Origin of the sequence: Kribbella yunnanensis, from assembly GCF_039529655.1 — a bacterium.
GTDB lineage: Bacteria > Actinomycetota > Actinomycetes > Propionibacteriales > Kribbellaceae > Kribbella > Kribbella yunnanensis.
Map to the genome: position 1 here is coordinate 94,988 of NZ_BAAANF010000017.1, position 15,736 is coordinate 110,723.

Genomic DNA, 15,736 nt, shown 5'->3' on the forward strand with positions numbered 1-15,736 from the left:
TTGTGTATGCCGCGAACAAGATTTGAGCTGAGGTGCACGGCACTGGCTGACGGCAGTAGCCAGACCTGGTCGCGCCCAACATCCAGAGCCGAACGATAGGTTCTCGCCATGAGCGACTACCGGGCACCGTGCCCCCGGCGACTGCTGTTTCTTGGCGGCTCCTGGTTCGTTGGCAGCGCCTTGATCACGGCCGCAACGGAAGCCGGCCACGACGTCACGGTCTTCAACCGCGGTCGGGCTGCGAATGCCTACCCGACGGGCGTGAAGCACGTCCGGGGCAACTGGGAATCAGAGGAGGACGTCGCGCGTCTAGCTTCGCTCGGGCCATGGGATGCGGTGATCGACGTTGCAGGCGTTATCCCCAGCCTGGTGCAACGCTGTGCGTATGCCCTGGCACCAGTGGCCGACCGATACGTGTTCATGTCGACTATCTCGGCCTATCGGGACTGGCCATATGAGGCGGTCGACGAGAGCTCGCCGCTCTGGGACGGTGACCCCGACTGGGATCCAGGCACTCGCACATGGGATCCAGACGCCTACGGACCACTCAAAGTGGGCTGCGAGCTGGCTGTGTCCCGAGCGTTCGGTGCAGACCGGGTGTTGGTCCTTCGGCCTCATGTCGTTCTGGGGCCGCGGGAGTACGTCGGTCGGCTGCCTTGGTGGCTCGCCCGAGTCGACCAAGGCGGGCGGCTGGTTGTGCCAGCGCCGGACCGCAGTATTCAACCGGTCGATGTCCGCGACCTGGCGGCATTCGCTCTCAACCGAGCCGAAGCCCTTGATATTGGCGTCTACAACGTGGCCGCTCCACCAGGACGAGACAGCTTCAGCGGGCTTCTCGACGTCTGTCGTGAGGTGACGGGCGGGGATGTGGACCCGGTCTGGGTCGAAGAGGAGTGGCTCATCGATCAGGGCATCACGCAGTGGACAGAGCTGCCGCTATGGCGAGCACTGCCGACCGCCTGGTCGATGGCGACCGATCGCGCTGAAGCGGTTGGACTTCGTTGCCGACCACTCAGACAGACCGTCGCAGACACCTGGGCTTGGATGCAGGCTGGTGGGCGTTCGGTCGAGCATGAGCGCACCGCGGAACACGGCCTCACCACAGAGCGGGAAGCCGAGCTATTGGCTGCATGGGACCGGCTTCAGCAGCCCTGATCGGCCGCCAACGTCTTGGCAAAGGCCCGATTGGTCTCGCGCCGCCCCTCGACGTACGACGGAATCGCCTCGTACCCGCTCGACGTGTACAGCCCGATCGCCGCGATGTTGAGTGCGCCCGTTTCGAGCACCATCTGCGTGGCGCCGCGGGCCGCGGCCTCGTGTTCGAGCTTGCTCAGGATCTGGTACCCGAGCCTCTGGCCACGCGCTGAGGGGTCGACGTACATCTTGCGGATCTCGGCGGTCTGCGTCGCTGCGTCATACGTTCGGTAGCCGCCACAACCGACCGGCTTGCCCGCAGAGGTGTAGGCCACAAGCAGCATGCCAAACGGCACAACGTAGTCGCTGGCAACTTCAGACTCCGGCGGATCGGCGAAGCCGTAGGTATCCAGTTGCTCGGCGTAGAGCGCTTGGACCAGTCGCTGTGCGTCTGGATTCTCGTACGGGCGGACAACGAGCCGGATCATTGACAGGACATTAGTCGCGCGATGCGAGCCGTCCTTACCCGAGGCCCAGGTCGTGGTCACCGCCCCTCCAGCACGGCATCAAGCTCTGGCAGGAAGTCAGCCACAACGGTCGCCCTCCGGCGCTGCGCCAGGCTCTTCCGCAGCTCCCGCAGCGTGGCCATGCAACGCCCTGACTGCACCTCAGGCGCACGAGCCAGCGCGACGCGCACCGTGGCAACCGTCCCATCGAGATCACGGCGCAGCATGTACGCCCGCGCCAATTGGCAGCCGTGGAGCAGCGCCGAACGCTGGTACGCCGGATCGTCGCCAATGCTGGAGAGCGGCGTCAGTAGTTCGATTGCCTGCTTCAAGAGCGGTTGCTGATAGAGGTCGGTGCGTTCGGCAATGGTCAAAAGCCCGTATCCCGCCTCCGCCGATAACTGATCTGGGCTCAGGTAGTACAGGTACGACGACAACTCGTCGCGTGCCGCGGACGCCAGCAGTTCCTGTGATCGGTCAGCTGCGATCCGAAACGCGCCGAGATCACCCACGCTGGCATAGGCAGTTGCAGCCCGGCCGGTGGTGCGGGCCTGCAGCAATTGGCTCGAGGTCTGCACGGTGTTGGCAGCGTCGATGATGCGGAGCGCATCAGACCCCGATCCGGTGTACGAGGCGACGTAGGCCAACATGCCGATGTTGTTGACCATCCGGCCGTCGTCGCCAGCCGCCCGAGCAAGGCGGATGGCCAGTAAGAGGTACCGCTGAGCGATGGCCGTCCCACCAGCGTCGAACTGCATCCAGCCTGCCAGCTGCGCCAGGTCTGCGACGATCATGAGGAGGTCGCGGCCAACCTCCGGCTCGTAGCTGGCACTGCGCACTAGATCGAGAACGCCGGCCAGTTCGTGCGTGACGTACCTCAGACTGAGGGCTCCACCGCCTTGCCGATCGTCGAGATGTCGAAGTGCCTTGACGTGCGACGCAATGAGCTCAGTCTGCGGCTGCCGGACTCGGTCTCGGCTGGTCTGGGCAGGGATAGAGGTGACGGTGGTCTGGATGCCCTCCAGAACCGCGGCTATGAGGTCCGGTCCACCGGTTGGCAGCGGTCGAGAACCGTTGGTGAGCTGTTCAAGCGAGCGGACGACGTCGTCCAAGCTGCTAGTCGTTGCGAGTTCGGCGACCCTGGTAGTCGTCCGTCGAGCCCGAGCGTGTCCCGGCCATAGCTGCTCGGCAGAGACATACACGCCGAGTTCATCGGTGAGGACCGTGGCAACGACTTCGGGGATTGAGCCGTGCGGGCAGTAGTTGACGCGTACCCAGGGGTACGCCGCCGTGATGTCCACTCGCTCAGAGGCGCGCCCCCGACGGCTGAGCCAGGTGTTAACCGCACGAGCCAGGTCTCGCGGCCCCCATCCGAGGGCTTGCAGGACTTCGGGTAGGGATCCTGGGCGCGATTCGTCGCCGTTACCCGGTGTCCCCCGTCCACTACTCATCTTGACAATTTACGCCCGAGATCGGGCGGCAGAACCGGCCACCGCGTGCCGGATTCGCCGTTCTGGCCAATGTTCACGACCTTCACGCCCCCTCCCATGGGGTTCGCACCGTTCACCGATTCATCCGGTTACGGGCGGTCAACGGCCGGTGTTCCACTGAATTGGTCAGCACATCGACCTAGTGAGGAGGCGGACATGGCGGATCTGATCGCCAGCTCGTGGCCGTTCGTCATCGGATACGCCATGGCTGTCGGGCTGTACGTCATCCTCCGCGACATCGCAGCGGAGGTGCGTGGCGAATGACGAAACTCGTCGGAGTTCCACTCCCGACTGATCGCCACGTTCGCGTCTGGTTCGGTTCACACGTCATCGCAGCCTTCGTCGGCCCGCCTGCAGATGCTGCAAAGTATGCGGCCGGGATGCAGCGGCGTTTTGCAGGGCTCCGGGTCACCAACAAGCCGGCAACTGTGGCGGCGGAATCAAATGCTGCTAACTCGTGAACGGGCAGCATCGTCGCGGCTGGTGGTCCCGAGTCGGGGAACGCTTGGTCGCTACCTTCCGCCGCTGGATGGACGAGGAGCGGTGACCGACTACACCCGGCCGCTGCTGCTCGGCTATGTGAGGCAAGATCTCTTGCCACCGGACTACGACGCCGAACGCATGAAGCGGCTGTTTGAGGGGTTCGCCCGGGCTGAAGGGTTTGCCATGGGGTCGGTGTACGCCGAGCATCGCTCAACCGCACCGGCCGCCTTCCACGCGCTGATCGAGTCGCTCGACCGCTACGAGCTGACTGCGGTGGTCATGCCGAGTTGGGAGCACCTTGAACTCGTCGGCGACCCAGCCGCGGTGAAGCAGCAGTTCGAGCGGGTCACGGGGGCTCGCTTCCTGCTACACGACCCAAGCCCATGATCTGGCGGAGCGGGTAGGGATCCGTCCTTACACCTCCTCGTGTGCAGCGGATCAACCTGCACACCCAGCGGTTCCGTCACCAAAGCGGTTCCTGTCTGAGTTGGCCCGGTGTTCCCCAACCCGGCCCCGGACTCAGGCAGGAACCCCTATACCGGCTGTCCCGGCGTTGAGAGCGAGTTAGCGGCGGGGCAGCCGTTCCAAAGCACCGAGGCCCGGACGGAGTCCTCGGTAAGGGCGGCCGGATGGTTGAGGCGCAATGCGCCTTGGCGAACAACCATCCGGTCACCCGTCAGCAGTTCAAGCGGATCGCAACAACCCGAGGAGAGCTGATGCCGAAGAAGCACAGAGCCCGGCGACGAGTCGTCGATGAAGTTCCGCGTTACAGTCGCGCCTTGGCGGCGAGCTGGACGAGCTCGTCGATCGCCCCTGCTACGAGTTCCGGCTGATCGTTCTGCACGTAGTGTCCGCCTACCTCGGCCACCCTCTGCGTTGCACCCAAATCGGCGGCCAGCGTCTTGTGCCAGCTCTGCCAACGCTGGTCTAAAACCTCGAGGCTGAACGGCCGAAAAAGCTCAGGGGTCTTCGCATCCAACCACCGGCCGACACGACTCGTAACAACAAAACTTGGCGCACTTAGGGGCCGTCTGCTCGCCGTGACCTCGGCAGCGCCGAGCCTCACGTCAAAGGAGGCATGGTCATCACGGTCGCCATCAGCCATCACAAGTTTTGGCTTGTCGTAGTCGAGCCAAAGCTGGGCGTCGCTCGGGTCAACGAGCACCAGCCCCGCAAGATCAGGTGGCCACCGGGCAGCAAAGATTTGCCCGATCAGAGCACCAATTGAGTGACCAACAACTACATAGGGCCCCTCTACATTTGCCGCTGTCAGGAGCCGATGCAACTCTTCGGCAGCTGCTCCGAGCGACCGAGGTGTCGAGTCCGCTAGCGAGTCGCTGGCGCCGATGCCGGCACGCGCGTATGTCACAAGCTGAACGGAGGATTCAAGCGCGGCGATGGTCGCATCCCATGCTTCACCCGCGTCGCCAAGCCCGGAGCTGAACACCACAGTTGGTGCGCCACTGCCAGTAATCTCTGCAGCCAACTTGTAGCCGCCGACGTCGATTTGGGTAGCCGCCATGGCGACGATCGTACGGCAGATGCCGCTAGGATGCATGAGAGTGCATAGACCTTGGGTGCGTGAGAAGGGCGGCTGGCAGTGGCAATGACACCTCCGCAGCAGCGTGCCCGCCTCGGCCAGGAGCTACGGCGGCTCCGCAGTCTGGCAGGCCTCAGCGGTGATCAGCTCGCGACCCGAGTTGGCATCTCACAGGCGAAGGTGTCGCGTATCGAAACCAACGTGACGGCGCGTCCAGCCATGGACGTCATCGCGCGCTGGCTCGATACCGTCGAAGCGAAAGCAGAAGATCGCGACCGGGTGATGGCGTTGGCTGAGGCCGTCGTCACCGACATCAGCAGCTGGCAGGCGATTCACCGCGGCAGCCTCGAGGATCGACAGCGACAACTGCTTGAGCTCGACGAACTAGCCAGCAACATCCGACACTTCCAGCCCTTCATGGTGCCTGGACCGATCCAAACAGCCGAGTACGCCCACGCCGTCATCGAGTCGACCCGGTTCTCAGCCGGCACTGACGTCGACGAAGCCGTGGCGATGCGCATGAAGCGGGGAGCCCGCATGCGCGACGACCAAGACGGCCCGAACTACCACGTCGTAGTTACCGAGGCCGCCACACGCTGAGTCCCACAGGGAAGTACGCACCTGCGGAAAGCCCAGCTCGAACACCTGCTGCTCACCGCAAAGGCACCGCGAATCAGCCTGCAAGTGATCCTGAACGACGCCGTCATGGAGATGCCTCCGATGACTGGTTTCGTCTGGGTCACATACAAGGATCCCGATCAGGCAGCTGTGGTGCGAGTCGAGACGCCGACCGTTGGTCTCGCCTTGGGCGGCAGTGATGATCTGGCGACCTACGCCGAGATCTGGCACCGAATGCTGCGGGCGGCCATGTCCCCCGAGGAATCGCTGGACTGGCTGACCGCAAACGCGCGCAACGCTTCCTAGTCGAACACCAACCGATTGGAGAACTCCCGATGATGTCTCCGAACCGCCCCGAACTGACCACCTTCACCAACTGGCACAAGGCCACCATCAGTGGCGACGACGGTGCTTGCGTCGAGGTAGCCACCGAGCCGGGCGGCTGGACCGCTGTACGCGACTCGACTGACCGCCAGGGCCCGGTTCTGATGTTCACGCCCAAGGAGTGGTCTGCCTTCATCGACGGCGCCCGCAAGGGCGAGTTCGACCAGTAGTCGCTAGAGATGGAAGACGCGACCATCCCGGTCCGCAGTCGACCGGCCATCCCGGCAAGGCTGCGTGCCGTCATTGCAGCGGCTTCCATCTCGTCCATTGGCGATGGCGCCTGGACGGCGGCGGTCCCCCTTGCGGCTGCCGCCGTCACGCGCGATCCCATCGCTATAAGTGTGGTTTCTGCCGCATCTCTTCTTCCGTGGCTGGTGGTGTCACCGTTTGCCCGCGCCCTCGTCGACCGATGGCCACACCGCTCAACACTCGTGATTGCAGACCTCACCCGCGGTATCGCTGTCGCTCTCATAACTGTGCTGGTCGTCGCCGACAAGGCGAGCGTTCTGTTGCTCGCCGCTGGTGCTTTCGTCGTCATGGCTGGCGCGGTCTTTCACGGAGCAGCAGCGCAGTCAGTCGTGGCAGACATGACTGATCACGATCCGGATCTACGGAACCGGGTCAACGGCTCGGTATCCGCAGCCGAGACAACGGGAACGTCTCTGGTCGGGCCACCCGCAGGGTCTGCCGCTTTCGTCGTGGCGCCATGGCTGCCGTTCCTGGCCGACGCCATCTCGTTCATTGGCTCGGCCGTGCTGCTCAGCACAGTACCCAAACGGCCTCGTCAGGCCGACGACGCTCCAACGCCTGCACGGGAATCTGTCCGGGTCGCCATCTGGTCAGGCATGAAATGGCTCGCTCGCCATCGCGAGCTCCGCACGTTGGCTCTGCTGACCGGCGCAGCTAACTTCACGACGACGATGGTCTACGCGCTACTAGTTCTCTACGCCACCAACAGCGATGGCCTCGGCCTGCATGATCGAGAGTTCGGCTTCTTGATCGTCGCACTCGCGATCGGCGGCATCATCGGTGGTCCAGTCGCACCGCGCGTCCTGCGCCGATTGAGCTTCCAACGAGCTGTCGTCCTTGCCATAGCCATTCGGACGCTGCTTTGGCCCCTGCTGGCACTCACCTCTTCCGCGATCCTTGCTGGTGCCTGTCTGGCGGTTGCCGGCCTCGCATCGTCCATCGTGACCGTCTCGGTGGTCTCGGCCCGCCAGCACTTCACTCCGCGCGAGATGCTCGGGCGGGTCGTCACCAGTTTCCGCACCATCGGCAACGGGGCAGGGCCGCTCGGCGCTCTCTTTGGTGGCCTTATCGCGAGCCACTGGAGCATCAACACCGCTTTCTGGATCGCCGGAATCGTCATGGCCTGCTGCCTCCTGCTGGCTAGTCGCACCATCCTTCGCCGCTAACTCTCTCGCTGGTCACTGCCAGCCACTTGCATCCAACTGAATGAAACTGCATACTCGATTCTGTTATGCAGTCTCATTCACTCTGCAGTCGTCCGATCCTCACATCGACGGCCCGAAACAGGGGAGCTGAAGAACCATGCCGGTCCTGACGCCAGGCACGCTGGCGCTGCGCGTAGTCGTCCTGAAAGACGTGCGATCCGGGCTCGGGAACGACTAATGACCACGCTCACGGGGTTGCCACAACCAGCCGACCGCTGCGTCAAGGTCTGGTTCGGTGAGCACGTCATCGCGGAGTACACCGCAGAGCCAGAGGCCGCGATGCGATACCAAGCCGCCATGACGCGCCGCTTCGCCAGTCTGTGCATCACGATCGAGCCAGCGGTGTCAGATGCAGCCCGCTCGTGAAGAGACAGCGTCACCACGGATGGTGGGAACGATTCCGGGAACGGCTCATCGCCAAGTTCCGGCGCTGGCAGGACGCGGAACGTTGAGCAGCGGCACCGACGACACGCGCCCGCTCCTCACCCCCTGATCTGGCGGGATCGGTGAGGAGTCGTGGTCCTCAGCCCCCTCACGTGCAGTGGATCGTCTGCACACCCATCGATCCCGTCGACGACGGTCTGTGCTCGAGCTTTCCCCTCCCCTGTGGAGGGCTCGGCCACAGATCCCTACATACCGGCTGCCCCGGCATTCGCAGCGAGTCAGTGCCGGGGCAGCCGCTCCATCACCAACCGAAGGGAATCGAAATGGATCCGAAGCAGGCACTCAACGCCGAGTTCGAATTGGACGTCCGTGTGATCACGGACGTCGTACCGCAGGCCAACTCCGGCTGCGGGACCAACGACGGCTGTGCGCCGTCATGTGCGTCGAGCTGCACCAGCGACTGACGTATCAACCGAGGGGCCGGAACGTTGCTCTGGCCCCTCTTCCGATCTCATCGCCGGAGGACTGATGGGCAACGACGACAGCAAGCTTCTGTACCGCCACAGCGGGGTTGGTCTGCTCCGAGCAGCCGCGGCGTCCGCACAGGATCGGCCTGCTCGCTGGCCTGACCTGAGCGACATCGACGATTGTCGTTCCTGGCTGCGGGAAGCCTGGTCCGATCAGCGTCTTGCGGCCGCAATTCGGCAGGCCAGCTACGGGCTGGCCAAGCGGGCCGATGCCATTGACGCCGGCGCCGATCTCTCGGACAAGCAGATCCGACGGGCAGCGCTGTCCGTCGTCCGGTACATCCTCCGGCTCACCGGTCGCCAGATGCAATTTGGCCTCTTCGCTGGTGTCGCACCGGTCAGTATCGGCGCACGCAGCTCCGCACACTGGGGAGCGGAGCATCGAGCATTCATCCGGGCAGACACTCAATGGCTCGAGGACGTGATCGATCGGTTGGAGCGGGAGCCCGGCCTCCTCGATCACCTCGAAGTCGTCTTCAACAATCTCGCGGCCAAGCGAGGAGACGACATCGCCGTACCTCAGGGGACGTCGCGGGTACTGATTCGTCGTACTCGACCAGTCCAAGCTGTCCAAGATCTCTGTCAGTCGCCGATTCAGTTCGTTGCTTTGATCAACAAGCTCAGCGGACAGTTCGAAGGTGTGCCTAGGTTAAAGATCCGGGACCTCGCCGCCAGTCTGGTGAAACAGGGGTTCTTGATCACGAGCCTTCGCGCACCGATGACGGTCACTGATCCCCTGACGTATGTCATCCAGCGGTTGCACGAGATCGAGCCCGAACCGGCTGCGGGCCTCGCAACGACCCTTGAAGACCTCGGGGTGATCGCGGCGGGCATCGAACGCCACAACCATCTGGACTCAAGCGACGAGGCGAAGGAAGCTATCCGTGCGGAACTTGCGATGCGGATGCGTCGACTGTCATTGGCTGGCCGGACACCGCTCTCGGCTGACCTTCGCCTGAACTGCGATGTACAGATACCCGAGCACGTTGCCGTCGAGGCGAGCTACGCGGCCACTGCGCTGATGCGACTCACTCGTCAACCGACCGGATCTGCGATTTGGCGCGACTACTACATAGCCTTCTGTGACCGCTACGGCATCAATACTGCGGTGCCGCTCGGCGACGTCGTCAACCCTGAGATGGGCATCGGGCTTCCCGCTACCTATCCCGGGAGCACGGCGACCACGAACTCCATCGGCCCTACGGAGCACGACGAGCGGCTGCTCGCCTTGGCCTGGGGTGCCATGGCCGACAACAGTCCTGAGATTGTCCTGACCGATCAGATCATTCAGAGTCTGGCAGTGGGTGACCCAACGGTCGAGCGGTCGATCCCACCGCATGCAGAAGTGACCGCGCAGATTCGAGCCGCGTCGACCGATGCACTTGATCGCGGAGACTACACCTTGGTGGTCCGCCCAGGGCGTTCAGCCGGGACGTTCACCTCGCGGTTGGCGTACTTGGTGCCAGAGGCCGGCCTGCAGGATGCCTACCGAGGCGTCCCGACCGGCGTCGACGGGGCATTGCCAGTCCAGCTGTCGTATCCGCCGACGTTCACCCACGCGGAGAACATCAGCCGCGTACCGGCCTACCTCCCGCACATCGTGTCGCTCGGCGAGCACCGCACGGAGGACGGCGACACGATTCCACTCGACGATCTCGCGGTGACCGCCACCCGCGACAACCTTTACCTCGTCAGCATCTCTCGGCGACGAGTCATCGAACCGCAGTCCTTCCACGCGCTGGCGATCGAGAAGCAGGCACCACCGATCGCGCGTCTGCTGGCCCATCTGTCCCAGAGCATCGGCGCATCCTGGCATCGCTTCGATTGGGGCCCTGCCACTCAGCAGCTGCCCTACCTGCCACGGGTGCGCTATCGCCGATCGATCCTGTCACCGGCCACGTGGCGATTGGACGCCACGGCCTTGTCGTCGCCCGCTGACGAATCGACTTGGCGCGCATCGCTTGAAGAGTGGCGCGCACGATGGGGCTGCCCGGTGACGGTGGAGCTGCAGGACGCTGACCGGTCGCTCCCCCTCACACTGACCGAACCAGCCCACGCGGCCATCGTGCGGGGCCAGCTCATACAGCATGGCTTCGTCACCCTTACCGAGACCGCCCAAGCTGGCGACTTCGGCTGGATCGGCGGCTACGCACACGACATTGCCATGCCCCTGGAGACCACTCGGCCGCCGGTTCCTCCACCTGCGGCAGCGACAAGCGGCGTGGTCACAAGTCGCAACCACGGACAGTTGGCTGGTTCCGCTGACTCAAGATGGCTCTTCCTCAAACTTCACTCGCACCCCGACCAGATGAACGCCGTGATCACTACCGAGCTCCCGCGACTGCTCGGTGAGATCGCCGAACCTGACTACTGGTTTGCGCGATACCGCAGCCCGCGCGAGACCGATCACCTGCGACTACGCCTGAGGGTGAGAGGCCAGATCCAGATCACACGGTTGCTCATAGCAACAGGTTCGTGGGCTGAGCAACTGCGAGACGAGGGTAAGATCGGGCGCCTGGTAGTGGATACCTACTATCCCGAGACCGGTCGATACGGCGGCCCGGCTGCAATAACCGCAGCCGAGACCGTCTTCGTTGCAGACTCGCAGCTGGTGGCCGCCCAGCTGCATCACCTACCAGCCACTGTCATCGATCCCGCCGCGTTAGCCGCGGTGAACATGCTCGGCATGCTCGAGGGCTTCTTTGGCGACATGGCTTCGGCTTGCACGTGGCTCACAAGCAACCCGCCGCCGCTCGCTGCACGCGCAGATCGGATTCTCACCCATCTGGTGGTCAGGTTCGCCCGGAGCGGTCTGCCGTTCAGCGTGCCGCGGTGGAACGGTGAACTGAGTAGTGCATGGAAGAGGCGTGCGGAGGCGCTGGAGGCCTACCGCGAGCAGCTACCAGATGCAGCTCGGACCAACGACGTTCTCGAATCGCTCCTGCACATGCACCACAACCGCGCGATGGGGATCGACCGCGAGGGCGAAGCGGTGGTTCGTCGCCTGGCCCGCCAGGCCGCGGTTGCCTGGAGCGCACAACCGACGAGGGTGCCCCGATGACCATGCAGCAACTTGTATCGGATGCAGCTCGGCAGTCGTTGGGGCGCGGCGCCGCTGGTCAGGCGCTGTTTTGCATTGAGCAGGCGCGGGCTGGCGAAGGCAGTTGGCCGAAAGCGCACGAGCACGTCATGCGGATGAGTGCCGCGCCCATCTCCGCACACGCCACGAGCGGTCTGTTCCAAGGCGCGCCCGCGATTGCCTATGTGCTCGCGTCAGCCGAACAGGCAGCATACGAACCTGCTCTCAGCACCCTCGACAGCTACATCGACAAACTCACCCGGGAACGAGTCCGACAAGGACATCAACGCATCGACAGCGGTTTGCCGCCGCATCTTCGCGAGTTCGACTTGCTCAGCGGGTTGACTGGTCTTGGCGTCTATCAGCTCCGTCGGCGCTGCGGTGATGACGTCCTCACTGAGGTGCTGCACTACCTCGTCCGCCTCTGCCAACCGCTGACCAGCGACGGTCTACCGGGGTGGTGGACCGCCAACGACACCGCAGATCTCCCCTCGGGCCACTGGCCGGGTGGGCACGGCAACTTCGGCGTCGCACACGGCATCTCGGGGCCCCTCGCCCTGATGGCTTTAGCCGCGAGGCACGGCATCCAGGTCGCCGGACAGCTCGATGCGATACATGCCATCTGCTCGTGGCTCGACCGCTGGCAGCAAGGCGACGGAGAGGCGGCCTGGTGGCCCGGGACGATCACGACACATGAGTTCGAGTCGAAGCGGCTGGGCCATCTAGGTCCTCAGCGGCCCTCGTGGTGCTACGGCACACCTGGCATCGCCCGAGCTCAGCAACTGGCAGGCATCGCGCTGAATGACACCGAGCGCCAGCACCTTGCCGAGTCGGTACTACATGGATGCATCACCGACGCCTCTCAACTCGCCCAACTCAGTGACACGTCCCTGTGCCACGGGTGGGCTGGGCTCACGCAGGCGACCAGACGTGTCACCGCGGACGCCGGCCCCGATAGCCCGCTCGTCTCTGCGCTTCCTGAGCTGGTTCTCCGGCTGAACGAACTAGTACGCGCTGACGAATCGCAGGGACGCGCGGAGCTGCTGGAAGGCAGTAGCGGTGTCCGCCTTGTCCAAGTCTCTGTTGCGTCAGCCGTTGAGTCCGTATGGGACGCCTGCCTGCTCCTGAGCGGCTAACTGTCGTCTCCGAGAACTGTCCGTCCGCCCAATTACGATCAGCCCGCCGCCCATCAGAGGCCCGGGCTTCACGAAAGGAACCAATGAACACCATCACGAACTCACCGGAGACCTTGCGCGCGGCCATGGTCGACAATGTCAAGGCGGCCGGCCATGCCACAAGCCCGGCAGTGGAACAGACGATGCGCTCCGTCCCGCGGCACAAGTTCGTCCCCGAAGCCAGCATCGAAGACGCATACGCCGACATCGCAGTTATCACCAAGAGCGCCAGCGATGGCTCGGCGCTGAGCTGCGCCTCCGTGCCCACGATCGTCGCCATGATGCTCGACCAGCTCCAGGTCCAGCCCGGCAACCGCATCCTCGAAATCGGCGCAGGCACCGGCTACAACGCAGCCCTGCTGGCACAGTTGACCGGCCCTGGCGGGGCTGTCACCACTGTCGACATCGATGCTGAGGTCACCGCTGGCGCCCGCCGAGGGCTCGACGCCACCGGTAACGAGCACGTCGACGTCATCACCCGCGATGGTTCGCTCGCCGCGGCCGAGAACGCCCCGTACGACCGGATCATCTTTACCGTTGGCGCTTGGGACCTGACGCCGGAGTTCTGGCAGCAGTTGGCCCCTGGGGGCCGCCTGGTCGTGCCACTGCGCTGGCGCGGACAAACCCGCAGCGTCGCCTTCGTACGCGACGGTGACGCTCTCGTGTCGGACTCGATGGACCTGTGCGGCTTCGTGCCCATGCTCGGGCAGGAAGGCGAGCGCAGCGGCACAATCGACACGGGCGACCTCGTCACGCTGTTCTGGGACATCGACCAGACGATCGACACCGAGAAACTGAGTGGTGTCCTCGACCAGCCAAAGGAGGTGGCGTGGTCCGGAGTGACAGTCGGACCATACGACTCCTTCGATGGCATTTGGTTGCGCATCAGCGGGACGGACTCAAGGACCTGTCGTATCGCCACCGACAAAGCAGCGGTCGAGGCGAAGCTATGCACGCCCGCCATCGCCGTCCGCAGCCCTGCACTGGCGGAGGATGACAGCCTCGCGTACCTCGCCATCCGGAAGGCCGGCGATGGCACCCACGAACTGGGCGCGATTGGCCACGGGCCCTACGGTCACGCCCTGGCTGGACAGCTCTGCGACGAGACCAAGGCCTGGAACAAGGACCGCGAAGCACTCCCGGCCCTACGCCTGTATCCGGCCGGCACACCCAACTCGGCCTTCAAGTTCGACTCGGACATCTTCTTCGGGCAGGTCATCGAGAAGACCACATCTCGGCTCATGATCAGCGTGAGCTGAGAGGTTATCCATAGGCTCAGCCAATGCCCGTTGCGCTCGCGACGATGTCGGATGGCACTAGAGCATCGTGCGTCTCTCGGTAGATCACACGACGAAGTTGGAGAGGGATATCAGCCAGTGGAGAAGAGTCCGACGGACGAGCAGTTCGAGGACGCCCAGATGATTTGGGACTACCACCTGATGCATCACGATCTGCATGCCGTGGATGTGGGCATTGGTCTAGGGAGTCATGACCTAGGGGTCGCGACGTTGGCTGCTGAGCTTTACGAGCGGGACTTGTTTCCCGCGCTTGTCTTCACCGGAGCGAACAGCCGGACGACAACCGCTCGGTTTCCTCGGGGTGAGGCGATCCACTATCGCGAACATGCGGTCGCGTTGGGTGTGCCGGAGTCTGCGGTGTTGGTTGAGTCGCGGGCGACGAACACGGGGCAGAACCTTGCTTTCACTCGTGACTTGCTGGCTGACTCGGCTGTATCCGTCGAGTCAGTGTTGCTGATCTGCAAGCCCTACATGGAGCGCAGGGCGTTTGCTACCTGTCGGAAGGTGTGGCCTGAGGTTGAGGTCATCTGCAGGTCGGAGCCGGTCGCTTTTGCTGACTACGTTGATGGGATCGGAGATCCGGTGCTTGTGATCGACATGCTCGTGGGTGATCTGCAGCGGGTGATCGAATATCCGGCTCTTGGCTTTGCGGTCGAGCAGGACGTGCCGGGAGAGGTGCGCCATGCGTACGAGCGTTTGGTCGCCGCTGGGTACATCAGCCGGCTGATCGGGCCTGGCCCTGGGTGACCACCAGACCGCGGAGTTTCATCGGCGCCCATTGACGAGCCGTCATCGGTTGGCGCAAGACGAAAGAGGAACGGTGAACACGAATACGAACCGTAGAACCGGGCGAAGTAGAGTGCGAAGGAGATGGTGATGTCCCACGGATCGTGGTGGCCACGACCCAAGCCGGACAACGATCGCGAAGTCTGGGATCTTGTTCCCTTGCTGCGGGTTGGACCTCTGCTCCTGGGCGGAGGGATGGATCAGGGTGACGTCGAGAAGGCTCTCGACGAACAGCCGAGCAGCTACGGGCAATACAACAGCTACGTGAAAAACGCGCGGTTCTCGAGGAACGGTGTGAAGACGCTTTACGATGCCGAGACTGGGCGGCTCAAAGCCGTTGCGGTTGATGCTCTGATTGGTCCTCGCGTCAGGTTTCTCGACGAGGTCGAGTTGATCGGTCGGCCTCCATCTGAGGTGGCCGGTTGGTTCTTCGACAACCACGAAGGCCTTGGCCTGGAGTTCCGGATCAATCAATGTGGGGACCCGGCTTTCGATGAGCTGGGCCTGGTTCTCTCGACTCAGCGTGCCGGCGATCACTTGTTGAGCCGGGCGATCTTCGTCGCCAGGGACTGGGCTGAGAGCTGCGGTGACACGTCGGAGGGCCCACTGGCTGGTCTGAACCTTCTGTGAACGGTCCAAGTGGGCTCACGCCGAACGAGGCAGCTGATCAGCTCGGTATGAGTCGTACCCACCTGTACGAGCTGCCCGACAGTGGCGGTCGCGATCGACGTATCCGCATGTGCGATCTTGCTGCCTTCGAGGTGCAGCGTGATGGCGATCGCTGCGAGCTCGCCGAGCGTTTCACGCGCCAGAGCAAGACGACCGTTGGTGCGATCGACGAGGTCGTCGTCTCCGCTGCCTCTACCTGACACGGGTTG

At 63.8% G+C, this 15,736-nt stretch carries 15 protein-coding genes and 1 pseudogene; 13 read left to right on the plus strand and 3 right to left on the minus strand.

Annotation, left to right across the window (positions count from 1 at the left end; translation table 11 throughout):
• Positions 1-108 precede the first annotated feature (108 nt).
• Entirely contained in the window at positions 109-1,155 is a 1,047-nt protein-coding gene (locus ABD231_RS23910) for an NAD-dependent epimerase/dehydratase family protein (protein ID WP_344156066.1), read from the plus strand.
• Here ABD231_RS23910 and ABD231_RS23915 read toward each other — a convergent pair.
• Both ABD231_RS23915 and ABD231_RS23920 read right to left on the minus strand, forming a co-directional pair.
• The gene (locus tag ABD231_RS23915; protein ID WP_344156068.1) at positions 1,143-1,682 is read right to left on the minus strand and encodes a GNAT family N-acetyltransferase; all 540 of its coding nucleotides are present in this window, start codon (positions 1,680-1,682) and stop codon (positions 1,143-1,145) included. The two genes, ABD231_RS23910 and ABD231_RS23915, sit on opposite strands and share 13 nt — an antisense overlap.
• Positions 1,679-3,091, minus strand: a complete 1,413-nt coding sequence (locus tag ABD231_RS23920; RefSeq protein ID WP_486336023.1) for an NsdA family TPR-like regulatory protein — start codon at positions 3,089-3,091, stop codon at positions 1,679-1,681. Before ABD231_RS23920 ends, ABD231_RS23915 begins: the two co-directional genes overlap by 4 nt.
• Positions 3,092-3,673: 582 nt before the next feature.
• Here ABD231_RS23920 and ABD231_RS23925 point away from each other — a divergent pair.
• Positions 3,674-4,000: a hypothetical protein gene (locus tag ABD231_RS23925; protein ID WP_344156074.1), complete on the plus strand. Its 327-nt coding sequence runs from the start codon at positions 3,674-3,676 to the stop codon at positions 3,998-4,000.
• 379 nt (positions 4,001-4,379) lie between these two features.
• Here the strand turns inward: ABD231_RS23925 and ABD231_RS23930 are convergent, their stop codons facing one another.
• Positions 4,380-5,135, minus strand: coding sequence for an alpha/beta fold hydrolase (locus tag ABD231_RS23930; RefSeq protein ID WP_344156077.1), 756 nt, complete (start codon positions 5,133-5,135; stop codon positions 4,380-4,382).
• Positions 5,136-5,219: 84 nt separating this feature from the next.
• On the opposite strand from ABD231_RS23930, the pseudogene ABD231_RS23935 reads away from it, so the two are divergent.
• The 11 genes and pseudogenes from ABD231_RS23935 (at position 5,220) to ABD231_RS23985 (ending at position 15,727) form a co-directional block, all read left to right on the plus strand.
• Positions 5,220-6,077: pseudogene (locus ABD231_RS23935) on the plus strand (helix-turn-helix domain-containing protein).
• Positions 6,078-6,106: 29 nt separating this feature from the next.
• The gene (locus ABD231_RS23940; protein ID WP_344156080.1) at positions 6,107-6,325 is read left to right on the plus strand and encodes a DUF397 domain-containing protein; all 219 of its coding nucleotides are present in this window, start codon (positions 6,107-6,109) and stop codon (positions 6,323-6,325) included.
• Between the two features lie 9 nt (positions 6,326-6,334).
• On the plus strand, positions 6,335-7,570 hold the full coding sequence (locus ABD231_RS23945) for an MFS transporter (RefSeq protein ID WP_344156083.1): 1,236 nt from the start codon (positions 6,335-6,337) through the stop codon (positions 7,568-7,570).
• 216 nt (positions 7,571-7,786) lie between these two features.
• Positions 7,787-7,975: a hypothetical protein gene (locus ABD231_RS23950; RefSeq protein WP_344156086.1), complete on the plus strand. Its 189-nt coding sequence runs from the start codon at positions 7,787-7,789 to the stop codon at positions 7,973-7,975.
• A gap of 341 nt (positions 7,976-8,316) precedes the next feature.
• Positions 8,317-8,457: an FxLD family lanthipeptide gene (locus ABD231_RS23955; protein WP_344156089.1), complete on the plus strand. Its 141-nt coding sequence runs from the start codon at positions 8,317-8,319 to the stop codon at positions 8,455-8,457.
• 64 nt (positions 8,458-8,521) lie between these two features.
• Positions 8,522-11,581 (plus strand): lantibiotic dehydratase, encoded by a 3,060-nt coding sequence (locus ABD231_RS23960; protein ID WP_344156091.1) that lies wholly within the window; start codon positions 8,522-8,524, stop codon positions 11,579-11,581.
• Positions 11,578-12,735 carry a lanthionine synthetase C family protein gene (locus ABD231_RS23965; RefSeq protein ID WP_344156093.1) on the plus strand — a complete coding sequence of 386 codons (1,158 nt, stop codon included), beginning with the start codon at positions 11,578-11,580 and terminating at the stop codon, positions 12,733-12,735. The genes ABD231_RS23960 and ABD231_RS23965 overlap by 4 nt, the downstream gene beginning before the upstream one ends.
• An 83-nt stretch (positions 12,736-12,818) precedes the next feature.
• A complete protein-coding gene (gene fxlM, locus ABD231_RS23970; protein WP_344156095.1) occupies positions 12,819-14,033 on the plus strand; it encodes a methyltransferase, FxLD system in 1,215 nt (404 codons plus the stop codon).
• Positions 14,034-14,150: 117 nt separating this feature from the next.
• Complete coding sequence (locus ABD231_RS23975; RefSeq protein ID WP_344156098.1) at positions 14,151-14,819, plus strand: YdcF family protein; 669 nt, start codon at positions 14,151-14,153, stop codon at positions 14,817-14,819.
• Between the two features lie 129 nt (positions 14,820-14,948).
• On the plus strand, positions 14,949-15,488 hold the full coding sequence (locus tag ABD231_RS23980; protein ID WP_344156101.1) for a hypothetical protein: 540 nt from the start codon (positions 14,949-14,951) through the stop codon (positions 15,486-15,488).
• A gap of 47 nt (positions 15,489-15,535) precedes the next feature.
• A complete protein-coding gene (locus ABD231_RS23985) occupies positions 15,536-15,727 on the plus strand; it encodes a hypothetical protein (RefSeq protein ID WP_344156104.1) in 192 nt (63 codons plus the stop codon).
• The last annotated feature ends 9 nt before the right edge of the window (positions 15,728-15,736 follow it).

Bases quoted from the DNA above. Each gene is read 5' to 3' on its own strand.
- fxlM (WP_344156095.1), top strand. From the start codon at position 12,819: ATGAACACCATCACGAACTCACCGGAGACCTTGCGCGCGGCCATGGTC.
- ABD231_RS23965 (WP_344156093.1), top strand. From the start codon at position 11,578: ATGACCATGCAGCAACTTGTATCGGATGCAGCTCGGCAGTCGTTGGGG.
- ABD231_RS23920 (WP_486336023.1), bottom strand. From the start codon at position 3,091: ATGAGTAGTGGACGGGGGACACCGGGTAACGGCGACGAATCGCGCCCA.
- ABD231_RS23940 (WP_344156080.1), top strand. From the start codon at position 6,107: ATGATGTCTCCGAACCGCCCCGAACTGACCACCTTCACCAACTGGCAC.
- ABD231_RS23980 (WP_344156101.1), top strand. From the start codon at position 14,949: ATGTCCCACGGATCGTGGTGGCCACGACCCAAGCCGGACAACGATCGC.
- ABD231_RS23910 (WP_344156066.1), top strand. From the start codon at position 109: ATGAGCGACTACCGGGCACCGTGCCCCCGGCGACTGCTGTTTCTTGGC.
- ABD231_RS23985 (WP_344156104.1), top strand. From the start codon at position 15,536: ATGAGTCGTACCCACCTGTACGAGCTGCCCGACAGTGGCGGTCGCGAT.
- ABD231_RS23960 (WP_344156091.1), top strand. From the start codon at position 8,522: ATGGGCAACGACGACAGCAAGCTTCTGTACCGCCACAGCGGGGTTGGT.
- ABD231_RS23955 (WP_344156089.1), top strand. From the start codon at position 8,317: ATGGATCCGAAGCAGGCACTCAACGCCGAGTTCGAATTGGACGTCCGT.
- ABD231_RS23930 (WP_344156077.1), bottom strand. From the start codon at position 5,135: ATGGCGGCTACCCAAATCGACGTCGGCGGCTACAAGTTGGCTGCAGAG.
- ABD231_RS23950 (WP_344156086.1), top strand. From the start codon at position 7,787: ATGACCACGCTCACGGGGTTGCCACAACCAGCCGACCGCTGCGTCAAG.
- ABD231_RS23945 (WP_344156083.1), top strand. From the start codon at position 6,335: ATGGAAGACGCGACCATCCCGGTCCGCAGTCGACCGGCCATCCCGGCA.